General features: G+C 67.3%; 10 protein-coding genes. 6 read left to right on the top strand and 4 right to left on the bottom strand.

Annotated features, from left to right (window positions below):
- On the bottom strand, window positions 1-1,966 hold a 1,966-nt coding region (gene purL / locus B1964_RS03085), incomplete at its 3' end, for a phosphoribosylformylglycinamidine synthase subunit PurL (protein WP_253193865.1).
- 141 nt (window positions 1,967-2,107) lie between these two features.
- On the opposite strand from purL, the gene eccA reads away from it, so the two are divergent.
- Complete coding sequence (eccA, locus tag B1964_RS03080) at window positions 2,108-3,907, top strand: type VII secretion AAA-ATPase EccA (protein ID WP_014361363.1); 1,800 nt, start codon at window positions 2,108-2,110, stop codon at window positions 3,905-3,907.
- 14 nt (window positions 3,908-3,921) lie between these two features.
- Entirely contained in the window at window positions 3,922-4,386 is a 465-nt protein-coding gene (locus B1964_RS03075; RefSeq protein WP_079928762.1) for a hypothetical protein, read from the top strand.
- A 25-nt stretch (window positions 4,387-4,411) separates the two neighbouring features.
- Here B1964_RS03075 and B1964_RS03070 read toward each other — a convergent pair whose 3' ends face one another.
- The 3 genes from B1964_RS03070 to cysD all read right to left on the bottom strand — a co-directional run bounded on the left by B1964_RS03070 (window position 4,412) and on the right by cysD (window position 8,100).
- Entirely contained in the window at window positions 4,412-5,173 is a 762-nt protein-coding gene (locus tag B1964_RS03070) for a 3'(2'),5'-bisphosphate nucleotidase CysQ (protein ID WP_079928760.1), read from the bottom strand.
- A gap of 63 nt (window positions 5,174-5,236) precedes the next feature.
- The gene (gene cysC / locus B1964_RS03065) at window positions 5,237-7,099 is read right to left on the bottom strand and encodes an adenylyl-sulfate kinase (protein WP_035727758.1); all 1,863 of its coding nucleotides are present in this window, start codon (window positions 7,097-7,099) and stop codon (window positions 5,237-5,239) included.
- A gap of 44 nt (window positions 7,100-7,143) precedes the next feature.
- The gene (gene cysD / locus B1964_RS03060; RefSeq protein ID WP_079928759.1) at window positions 7,144-8,100 is read right to left on the bottom strand and encodes a sulfate adenylyltransferase subunit CysD; all 957 of its coding nucleotides are present in this window, start codon (window positions 8,098-8,100) and stop codon (window positions 7,144-7,146) included.
- A 30-nt stretch (window positions 8,101-8,130) separates the two neighbouring features.
- Between cysD and B1964_RS03055 the strand changes: the two genes are divergently transcribed.
- The 4 genes from B1964_RS03055 to B1964_RS03040 all read left to right on the top strand — a co-directional run.
- Window positions 8,131-9,066: a helix-turn-helix domain-containing protein gene (locus B1964_RS03055; RefSeq protein ID WP_253193864.1), complete on the top strand. Its 936-nt coding sequence runs from the start codon at window positions 8,131-8,133 to the stop codon at window positions 9,064-9,066.
- Between the two features lie 77 nt (window positions 9,067-9,143).
- The gene (locus tag B1964_RS03050; protein WP_079928757.1) at window positions 9,144-10,052 is read left to right on the top strand and encodes an enoyl-CoA hydratase; all 909 of its coding nucleotides are present in this window, start codon (window positions 9,144-9,146) and stop codon (window positions 10,050-10,052) included.
- Between the two features lies 1 nt (window position 10,053).
- Window positions 10,054-11,220 carry an acyl-CoA dehydrogenase family protein gene (locus B1964_RS03045; protein WP_079928756.1) on the top strand — a complete coding sequence of 389 codons (1,167 nt, stop codon included), beginning with the start codon at window positions 10,054-10,056 and terminating at the stop codon, window positions 11,218-11,220.
- 1 nt (window position 11,221) lies between these two features.
- On the top strand, window positions 11,222-11,571 hold a 350-nt coding region (locus B1964_RS03040), incomplete at its 3' end, for an acyl-CoA dehydrogenase family protein (protein WP_172398736.1).

Genomic DNA, 11,571 nt, shown 5'->3' with positions numbered 1-11,571 from the left:
CGGCGGAGACCAGGCCGTCGCGCGATGCGGCGGTGAGGATGTCGCCGAGCAGCTTCTCGTGGTCGAGATCGACCTCCGGTGCCACGCCGCCGAGGTGATCGTGGGCGACCTGCGCCCAGATCGAGCCGTCGAACTCGTCACGCGTCTGCCCGAGCAGGATGAGTGTCTCGCCGGGCTCGGTGCCGAATCCGGTGGGGATGCGGCGCCGGACGTCGTCGATCACGCCGAGCACACCGACCACCGGTGTCGGCAGGATCGCCGTCGCGCCGGTCTGGTTGTAGAAGCTGACGTTGCCGCCGGTCACCGGGATACCGAGCTGCGCGCACCCGTCGGCGAGACCGCGAACCGCCTGCTGGAACTGCCACATCACCGCCGGGTCCTCGGGTGACCCGAAGTTGAGGCAGTTGGTGACGGCCTTCGGTGTGGCACCGGATGCGGCGACGTTGCGATAGGCCTCGGCGAGGGCGAGTTGCGCTCCGCGGTACGGGTCGAGATAGGTGTAGCGGCCCGACGCGTCGGTGGCCAGCGCGATCCCGCGGCCGGTGCGTTCGTCGATGCGGATCATTCCGGAGTCGGCGTTCTCGGCGAGCACCGTGTTGCCGCGCACGTACCGGTCGTACTGCTCGGTGATGAACTTGCGGCTGCACAGCGCCGGCGAGGCCAGCATCGTCAACAACGTCGAGCGCAGTTCGCCGGACGTCGAGGGCCGCGCCAGCGACGCCGTGCTCGAGGCGATGACCTCGTCCTGCCACTCCGGTCGGGCGAGGGGCCGCTCGTAGACCGGCCCCTCGTGGGCCACCGTGCGCGGCGGTACGTCGACGACGGTCTCACCGTTCCAAGTGATCTCCAGATGATCGCCGTCGGTGACCTCCCCGATGACCGTGGCCAGCACGTCCCACTTGCGGCACACCGCCAGGAATGCCTCCACGTTCTCCGGCGTGACCACCGCGCACATGCGTTCCTGGGATTCGCTCGAGAGCACCTCGGCCGGTGTCATACCGACCGCACGCATGGGTACCTTCTCCAGCTCGATCCGCATGCCGCCGTCACCGGCGGCAGCCAATTCCGAGGTGGCACACGACAATCCGGCGCCGCCGAGATCCTGGATACCCACCACCAGTCCCGCGTGGTAGAGCTCGAGGCAGCATTCGATGAGCACCTTCTCGGTGAACGGGTCACCGACCTGGACGCTCGGGAGCTTCTTGCGGTTCGGACCGGCCTCCCCCGAATCGTCGAAGGTCTCCGACGCCAGCACCGACACACCGCCGATGCCGTCGAGCCCGGTCCGCGCTCCGAACAAGATGATCTTGTTGCCCGCGCCGCTGGCGAACGCCAGGTGCAGATCCTCGGTGCGCAGCACACCCGCACACAGCGCGTTGACGAGCGGGTTGCCGGCGTAGCTGGGATCGAAGACGGTCTCGCCGCCGACGTTCGGCAGGCCCAACGAATTGCCGTAGCCACCGACCCCGCGCACCACGCCGTCGACAACGCGCCGGGTGTCGGGGGCGTCGGCAGGACCGAAGCGCAGTTGATCCATCACGGCGATCGGCCGCGCACCCATGGCCATGATGTCGCGCACGATGCCGCCGACGCCGGTCGCCGCACCCTGGTACGGCTCGACGTAACTCGGGTGATTGTGCGATTCGACCTTGAAGGTCACCGCCCAGCCGTCGCCGACGTCGACGACGCCGGCGTTCTCACCGATCCCGGCGAGCATCCCCGCCCGCATCTCGTCGGTGGTGGTCTCCCCGAAGTACCGCAGATGCACCTTCGAGGACTTGTACGAGCAGTGCTCGGACCACATCACCGAGTACATCGCCAGCTCGGCATCGGTGGGTCGGCGTCCGAGGATCTCGCGGATGCGGTCGTACTCGTCGTCCTTGAGACCGAGTTCACGGTAGGGCTGAGGATGATCGGGGGACTGGGCGGCTGCGGAGACGGTGTCCACATGAGTCTGATCGCTCACCCGGCCATGATAGACGTGGCCACCGGAGCCTCGTGAGTCCACACAATCCACAGCGCACGTGGGTATCGGTGCACATCATCTCCCCGTGACGCGCGCCACCGATTAGGCTCCTCGCAGGGTCCGAAACGGGGGGAGTTCTCGATGGTCGACGTCGGCAGGGCACGACAACTGTTCGAACTCGGCGTGCTGTCGATGGGTATTGCGGTCGAGGGCACCGATCCGGTGGACAATCCGCAGCAGGCGGCTCTCGCCTTCACCCGCGCCAGCGAGTGGGACCCGGGCATGGCCGACGCCTGGATCGGCCGGCTCGCGTGCGGACCGGCGGCCGTCGGTACGGGCGACGCGGTCAACGAGGCGCTGCTCGCGGTGTATCGCCACCGCGATGCGATCGGTCGCGAACAGCGTCGGCTCGGGCTGCCGCCGGGACTGCTCGTCGGCCGCTGGTACACCGGGATGTTCATCGACTATCCACTCGTCGATGCCGACCACGCCGTCGCCGCGTACGCCGCCACCCTCATCCGTGGACACGATCTCGCCGGGGCCGCCGAGGTCCTGTCACAGATCACCGGCGACGCACCGATCGCCGAGTTCATGACGGGCGTGCTGCACTTCTCGGCGCAGCGCTGGCCCGATGTCCTGACCGCACTGGGGCGAACCGACTCCTGGGCCGACGAGTATCTGGGCAGCGCCGCCGACTACATGTGCGGCAGCGCGTGCGTGCAGCTGGGCATGTTCACCGAGGGGCTGCGCCGGCTGCAGCGGGCCATCGACGGCCCGATCCCCTCCTGCGCGACCCGGGCGCTGTTCGCTCTCGGGCTCGCCTTGCGGGAAACCGGTCAGGAGGATCAGGCCCGCGCGGCATTCGAGCAGGCATTCTCCCGGGATCCGGCGTTCACCGCGGCCGCCGACGCGATGCGCAGCCAGACTCTGCGGCTGACCGTGACGAGCGCCGAGGAGATCGCGGCACGGGCCGACATGTGGGACCCGGCGTCGACACCCGGCACCGACGCCGCGGACCCGGCCTCGGTCGACGGCGACGACCTCGTCGCCCGGGCGCAACGGGATCTCGACGCACAGATAGGTCTGGAGTCGGTCAAAGAGCAAGTGGCCAAACTGAAGTCGGCGGCGACACTGGCACGGATCCGGGCCGATCGCGGGCTGTCGACGTCGGCGCGCAGTCTGCATCTGGCCTTCACCGGACCACCCGGTACCGGTAAGACGACGATCGCCCGGGTGATCGCCACGCTGTACTGCGGACTCGGATTCATCAAGTCCGACAAGGTGATCGAGGCGACCCGACGAGATCTGGTCGGCGAGCACCTCGGCTCCACCGCGATCAAGACATCAACGCTGATCGACTCCGCGATGGACGGTGTGCTGTTCATCGACGAGGCGTACACTCTGATCCAGCAAGGCCTTTCCGGGGGCGACGCCTTCGGTCGGGAAGCCGTCGACACCCTGCTCGCGCGAATGGAGGACGACCGCGACCGGTTGGTGGTCATCATCGCCGGCTACGACGCCGAGATCGACCGCTTCCTCGCCGCCAACGAAGGGCTGGGTTCGCGCTTCGCCCGCCGCGTCCGCTTCGAGTCCTACACGCCGGGCGAGCTTGCCCGCATCGGCGAGTTCCTGGCCGCGCAACGGGATTCGATCCTCACGGCAGAGGCGATGGCCGAACTCGAGCAGGCATGCACACCGCTGTATCACGATGTGCGCCAAGGCCCCGGTGGAACCCAGCGAGCCACCGACCTCGCCGGCAACGGCCGGTTCATCCGCAACATCATCGAGGCCGCCGAAGAGGAACGTGAGGTGCGCCTGTCGGCGGGCGGCGATCTGGAGAACCTCACCCACGACGAACTGATGCGCATCGAGGTCGCCGACCTGCGTGCCGCGCTGAACTCGGTGCTGTCGGGCCTGGCACCGGCAAGAACTCTCGCATGAACACGGAGTCACCCATGCGTACCGAATCACCCACGAGCACACGCCGAATCCGGGTGGCCATCATCGCGCTCGCCGCGGTGGTGTTCGCAGCGGTGCCCGCGTGCACCGTCAGCGGCGACCCGGTGGCCGACCCGTCGGGCGCCTCGATCTCCACGACGACCACCGATCCCGACGCCACCACCAACTCCCCAGCTCCCGACTCCCCAGCTCCCGATGCGACAGAACCGGATTCGACCGAACCCGATTCGAGCACCGACGCACCGATCAGCGACGTGCCCGCGCCACCGAACGCGACGACGATGACCTGCAGCCAGTTCGTGACACTGGATCGCTCGACGCAGGCGGCGGTGTTGCGCGCCAACGGCGCCACCGCCGACAACACCCGACTCGGGGTGGCCATCGACATCTACAACAGCGTGTGTCCCGGCTACCCCGATGCGCTCATCGCCGACCTCGTCGCCGGCCGTTTACCGAACTGACCGGAGGCTCAACCCACGGGGGTTCTCAACTCGCAGACGTCACCGCGATGATCCGTTCGGTGAGCTCCGGTCGGCAGATCACCAAGTCGGGCAAGTATGTGTCGTCGCGGTTGTAGACCAGCGGCGAGCCGTCGATCCGGCCGCACCACAAGCCTTTTGCCTGTGCCACGGCGACCGGCGCCGCCGAATCCCACTCGTACTGGCCACCGGCGTGCACGTAGGCATCGGCCTCACCGCGCACCACGGCCATCGCCTTGGCGCCTGCCGATCCCATCGACAACACCTCGCCGCCGATCGCGTCGGCCACCGGCTGCGAGAACGCCGGGGGCCGTGAACCACTCACCACCACCCGCGGCAGCTCGCCCTTCGGGGTACTCGCCAGCCCGTCGGTGGGCGTGATCGGGAGGTCGTCGTCGACGTAGGTGACCGCCAACGCTGGCAGTGCCACGGCCCCCGCGATCAGTGTGCCGCCACCGTCGGCCGACCACAGCGCCACGTGGACGGCCCAATCGGTGTGTCCGTCCAAACCGTATTCGCGTGTGCCGTCGACCGGGTCGACGATCCACACGCGCTGCGCACCCAATCGTGACTTGTCGTCGGCGGACTCCTCCGAGAGCACCGCGTCGTCGGGCCGTTCCTCGGCGAGGCGGCGCATCAGCAGGTCGTTGGAGCGCAGGTCCCCCTCCTTACCGAGGTCCTTGCCCGTCAGGCCACTGTTCGCGCGGATGTCCAGCAGCAGATGTCCTGCGGCCGTGGCCAACTCACCGGCGAGTGCGCGATCGTCCATCCTCGTCTCCCATGCTCGATTCCCCGATCGGCCCGCGACTTCCGCAGGCCACGCCTCGGGGCACTACAGGCCCAGATTACGCAGGACCGCGTCGGCGGCCTCCGACGGGGAACCGTCGGCGGGGGTCACGACGAGGTCGGCGTGCTCGGGGCGTTCGTACGGCGAGTCGATGCCGGTGAATTGGCTGATCTCACCACGTCGGGCCTTGGCGTACAACCCTTTCGGATCACGCCGCTCGCATTCGTCGAGGGGGGTGTCGACGAAGATCTCGAAGAACGGCAGCCCGCGTTCGGCATGGATCTCCCGCGCTCGGGTGCGCTCGTCACCGAACGGCGAGATGAGCGAGACGATCGCGATGGATCCGGAGTCGGCGAACAGTGCCGCGACCTCGGCGGTGCGCCGGATGTTCTCGCGGCGATCGTCGTCGCCGAATCCGAGGTCGGAGTTCAGTCCGTGCCGCAGGTTGTCGCCGTCCATCAGGTAGGCGGGCCGCCCCTCGGCGACAAATCTTCTCTCGAGTTCCATTGCCAGTGACGACTTTCCGGACCCCGACAACCCGGTCAGCCAGACCGTCGCGCCGGCGTAGGGCCGATGCTCACGACCGACCTTGGTGGTCTGCCAGACGATGTGGCTGTCGTGGCTGACCGGGGCGGTGATCATGCCGGCACCGACCGTCTTGTTGGTGGCCTCGTCGATGAGGATGAAGCTCCCGGTTTCCCGGTTGCGCCGATACGAATCGAACATGACGGGCTGCTGCGTGCGTAGTGTCACGCGTGCGATCTCGTTGAGGCGCAACGACGTCGCCGCCTCGTCCCGGTGCAGGGTGTTGACGTCGAGACGATAGGCGAGGCCGGTGATCTCGGTGCGGGTGGATCGTGTTCCGGCCATCAGCGCGAACCTGCTGTGCGCGGTCAGCGTCGAGTCCTCCGAGAACCAGCACACCATCGCGTCGATGTCGCGGCCCACGTAGGGCCGGTTGTTCGGTCGGGCGAGCATGTCACCGCGGACGATGTCGATCTCGTCGGCGAGTTCGATCGAGCACGCCATGGAGGCGAACGCCTCGTCGACCTTGGTCCCGCCGGGTCCCCAGATCTCGGTGATGGTGGTGGTGAAACCGCTGGGCAGCACCACGATCTCATCGCCACGGGCGAAGACCCCGCCGGCCACCGTGCCGGCGTAGGCGCGATGATCCGCGCCGTCGCTGCGCTGCGGCCGGATCACGTACTGCACCGGCATCCGCGCGTCGATGAGGTTGCGGTCGGAGGCGATGTGCACATTCTCCAGATGGCTCAACAACGTTCGGCCCTGATACCAGTTCATCGCTTCCGAGGCGTCGACGACGTTGTCGCCGCGCAGCGCCGAGATCGGGATGAAGGTGATCTCACCGATGTTGAGCTTCGCCGCGAAATCGGCGAATTCCGAACAGATCTCGTCGAAACGCGCTCGGGACCAGTCGACGAGGTCCATCTTGTTGACGCAGACCGTCAGGTGCGGGATGCCGAGCAGCGACGACAGGAAGGCGTGCCGCCGGGTCTGTTCGAGTACTCCTTTGCGCGCGTCGATGAGGATGATCGCGAGGTTCGCGGTCGACGCGCCGGTGACCATGTTACGGGTGTACTGCACATGCCCCGGAGTGTCGGCGATGATGAATTTTCTTCTCGGCGTGGAGAAGTAGCGGTAGGCGACGTCGATGGTGATGCCCTGTTCGCGTTCGGCGCGCAATCCGTCGGTGAGCAACGCCAGATTCGCGTACTCGTCGCCGCGCTCAGCGCTGGTCCGTTCGATCGACTCGAGCTGGTCGGCGAAGATCGATTTCGCATCGTAGAGCAGACGACCGATCAGCGTCGATTTCCCGTCGTCGACCGACCCCGCTGTCGCGATGCGTAGGAGTTCTCCTGTGGCGCCGGGCATCTCGATCTGAGCCATCGGAATCTGGGGCGTCGGAATCTGCGGCGTCGGAATATGCGGCATCAGAAGTAGCCTTCCTTCTTGCGGTCTTCCATCCCCGCTTCGGAGATGCGGTCGTCGGCACGGGTGGCGCCCCTCTCGGTGACCCGCGTCGCCGCCACCTCCGCGATGACCTTGTCGACGGTGTCGGCGTCGCTGAGTACGCAGCCCGTGCAGGTCGCGTCGCCCACCGTCCGGAATCGCACGCGCTCGGTGTGAGGTTGCTCCCCCGGCAGTCGTTCGAGGAACCGTGTGTCCGCCAACAGCATTCCGTCGCGCGGTATCACCTGACGCTCGTGTGCGTAGTAGATCGACGGCAACTCGATGTGCTGTTCGGCGATGTACTGCCAGATATCGAGTTCGGTCCAGTTGCTCAGCGGGAACACCCGAATGTGCTCACCCTTGTGGTGGCGGCCGTTGTAGAGGTGCCACAGCTCGGGCCGCTGGGCACGAGGGTCCCACGTGCCGAACTCATCCCGGAAACTGAAGACGCGCTCCTTGGCCCGAGCCTTCTCCTCGTCGCGGCGCGCCCCACCGAACACCGCATCGAAACCGTTCTCGGTGATACCGCGCAGCAAGGCGGTGGTCTGCAGCCGATTGCGACTCGCGCCCGGGCCGGTCTGCTCGACGACACGACCGGCGTCGATGTCGTCCTGCACCGAACTCACCACGAGCCGGACACCGGTCGCGGCGACCACCCGGTCGCGGTAGTCGATGACCTCGTCGAAGTTGTGCCCGGTGTCGACGTGCATGAGCGGGAACGGGATCGGGGCCGGCCAGAACGCCCGGCGGGCGAGGTGGAACATCACCACCGAGTCCTTACCGCCGGAGAACAGCAATACCGGCCGCTCGAAGGTCGCCGCGACCTCGCGGAAGATGTGTACCGACTCGGCCTCGAGCGCGTCGAGATGACTCAGCTCGTAGTGCCCGCGTACGGGCGTGCTCGCGGATGACGCTGTCACTCTGCGCTCCCTTGACATGTCGAATATTCGACACTCAGTATTGACTATGTGACGGACACGCTAGGCGCTGCAGACGGGCCAGGTCAACAACCACCCAACTCCTCGGCGACACGGCCGCCGTCGCCGCCGACTGCACGCGTCGTGGAGATCGTCGAGATCCTCGGGACCGCCGATGGCCCGTTGTCCCTCGCCGACATTGTCCGCCGAACCGGGCACTCCCGCGCCACGGCACACGCGATCCTCGGCGAATTGACAGCTCGCGGATGGGCCACGCGCCTTCCCGACGGCAACTATTCGACGGGTGGTCGCCTCGTCGGCCTCGCCGTCGCGATCTCCCGTGCCGATCACCTCACTCGCCGAGCCGGTCCGCTCCTCGACGCCCTTGCCGAACAGCTGGGCCTGCACTGCTTCCTGGCACGGCGGGTCGGTGACGAGATCACCATCGTGGTGGGGTCGGCGCCACCTGGCCGCACCCTCGGCTCGGCGGCGTGGCTGACCAGCGACGCCCGGATGCCGTTGCGGCCGCCGGTGTGCCGCGAATTTCTCGCCTGGGCACCACCGGCCGAGCGTGCGTCGTGGATCGCCACGGCTCCGGCGTCGCTGCGCACCCGTCTCACACTCGTCCTCGACGCGGTCCGCGAACGAGGCGCCTCGATCGAGCGGATGACCGACGACCACGTCGCCCTGATGGCCACGCTGGACTCGTTGAAGGTGCCCGCGGGTGTTCGGGTGCGTGTCGACGAACTCCTCGAACAGATCAGCACCATCGACTATCTGCCCGACGAGCTCGGCGACGACACGATCGCCGCGGTCACCATCGGCGCACCGGTCTTCGATGCCGGCGGTGGCGTCCACGCCTCGGTCGTCGTCTGCCCGGGCGGTCGCGTCGATCGCACCGAACTCGATCACCTCGTCGACGCGGCGCGTGGATGCGCTGCGGAACTCTCCGAGGGCGGTTGCGGCGATCTCACCGTCACGCCGTAGGGCGGACGATCCGGGGAGTCGCGGTCTGCCATGCCCGCCCCTACCAACCAAGCACTTGCTAGGTTACGCTCGGTGGCATGAGCGACGCCGTCATCCCACCACCCCTGGGCCCCGACGATCTCGGACCCGACACCTCGCCGGTCGCCTACGAGGTCGGCGGTCCGGCAGACGCGGTCGCCTACGTGACCCTCAACCGACCCGGGTACCGCAATGCGCAGAACTCGGTGATGACCTATTCGCTCGACGCCGCGTTCCGTAAGGCCGTCGACGACGCGTCGGTGAAGGTCATCGTGTTGCGGGCCAACGGTAAGCACTTCTCGGCCGGCCACGACATCGGTACTCCGGAACGCGATTTCGACACCTATTACGAGAATGCTGCTGTCCTGCATTGGGATCACACCGACAAGTCGGGTGCCGATCAGCGACTGGCCCGTGAGATGGAGGTCTACATGGGGATGTGTCGCCGGTGGCGGGACATCCCCAAGCCGATGATCGCAGCGGTGCACGGGGCATGTATCGCCGGCGGGCTCATGCTGGCGTGGGTCTGCGACTTCATCGTCGCCTCCGACGACGCATTCTTCTCCGACCCGGTCGCCCGCATGGGCATTCCCGGCGTCGAGTACTTCGCCCATGCCTACGTCCTCGGGCCCCGCCGGGCCAAGGAGATCCTGTTCACCGGCGAACGCTTCACTGCGACCCAGGCCGCCGAGTGGGGCATGGTCAATCATGTCGTCGAACGAGATGGACTCGCGGGCAAGGTGAACGGCATCGCGGAGAAGATCGTCGAGATGCCGATGCAGGGCCTGTTCCTGTCGAAGAAGGCGGTCAACATCTGCGAGGACCAGATGGGCATGCGCAACGCGATGGACTCGGTCTTCGGTTGGCACCACTTCGCGCATTCGGCCAATGCCGAATCCTCCGGCGGGGATTCGCTGGGCGGGATGGATGCGAAGTCGATGAAGAGCGCCGCCGGGTCGGGGTCCTGACGTGGACTATCTGTTGGACGATGCGGCACAAGCATTTCGGGCGGAGATCCGCAGCTGGCTCGCCGACCATGTTCCCGCGGAGCCGTTGCCGTCGATGGACACCGCCGAGGGCTTCGAGGCACATCGCGAGTGGGAACGAACGATGGCGGCCGACCGGATGTCGGTGGTCAGCTGGCCCGAGGAGTACGGCGGTCGTGACGAGCCGCTGCTGCACTGGCTGATCTTCGAGGAGGAGTACTACCGCTCCGGCGCACCCGGAAGGGTCAGCCAGAACGGCATCTTCCTGTTGGCGCCCACCCTGTTCGAGCACGCGACACCCGAACAGCTGTCCCGGATCATGCCGCGAATGGCACGCGCCGACGACATCTGGGGTCAGGCGTGGAGCGAACCGGAAGCCGGCAGCGACCTGGCATCATTGCGCTCGAGTGCCACCCGCACCGACGGCGGTTGGCTGCTCAACGGTCAGAAGACGTGGAGTTCGCGGTCGTCCTTCGCCGATCGCGCATTCGGCTTGTTCCGCACCGACAAGTCCGCGCAACGCCATAAGGGCTTGACCTACTTCATGTTCGACCTGCGTACTGCCGGGGTGACGGTGCGTCCGATCGCCCAGCTCGACGGCGAACCCGGTTTCGCGGAACTGTTCCTCGAAGATGTTTTCGTCCCCGATGACCCGGCCGATCCCGCGGCATCGGGGGTGATCGGTGAGGTCGACAACGGGTGGCGGGTGGCGATGAGCACCGCAGCCAACGAGCGCGGACTGTCGCTGCGCTCGCCCGGACGGTTCCTCGCAACCACCGACCGGCTCGTCGAACTGTGGAAGGCATGTGGCGACAGTGTTCCGCCGACCGCGGCGACCGACAAGGGCGTCGCGGACGCCTGGATCGGTTCCCGCGCTTATGAATTGTCGACGTATCAGACCGTGAGCCGGCTCGCCGCCGGCGGTCAGCTCGGCCTGGAGTCGTCGATCAACAAGGTGTTCTGGAGTCAGTGGGACATCGCAGCACACGAGACCGCCCTGGACCTACAGGGCGCCGACGCAGAACTCGACGACGCGTGGCTCGACGGTTACCTGTTCTCCCTGTCGGGACCGATCTATGCCGGCACCAACGAGATTCAACGCAATGTGATCGCCGAGCGACTCCTCGGCCTACCGCGGGGGGATCGCTGACATGGACTTCCTGCTCGCCGATTTCCACAACGATCTCGCCGCCAGTGTCGATGCGCTGCTGACCAAGGCCGACAGTCCCGCCGTCGCCCGCGCGTGGGCCGCCGGTGACCGGGCGCCGGCCGCCAACGTCTTCGGCCAACTCGCCGACACCGGCGTCTTCGGGCTGCTCATCGACGACGAACACGGCGGTGCCGGCGCGGGGGCAGTGGAGATGGTCGTGGTCGCCGAGGTCTTGGGCCGGCACGGCGTCCCCGGCCCGCTGGCCGAAACAGTGGCCGTCGCACCGACTCTGCTCGCCGGCACCGATGCCGCCGACGACCTCGGCGCCATTGCCGGTGGTCGGCTGGCGTC

Origin of the sequence: Gordonia sp. i37 (assembly GCF_002043085.1) — a bacterium.
Lineage (GTDB): Bacteria > Actinomycetota > Actinomycetes > Mycobacteriales > Mycobacteriaceae > Gordonia > Gordonia polyisoprenivorans.
Note: the sequence above shows the minus strand (reverse complement) of the source record. Positions and strands in the feature narration are given on the sequence as shown.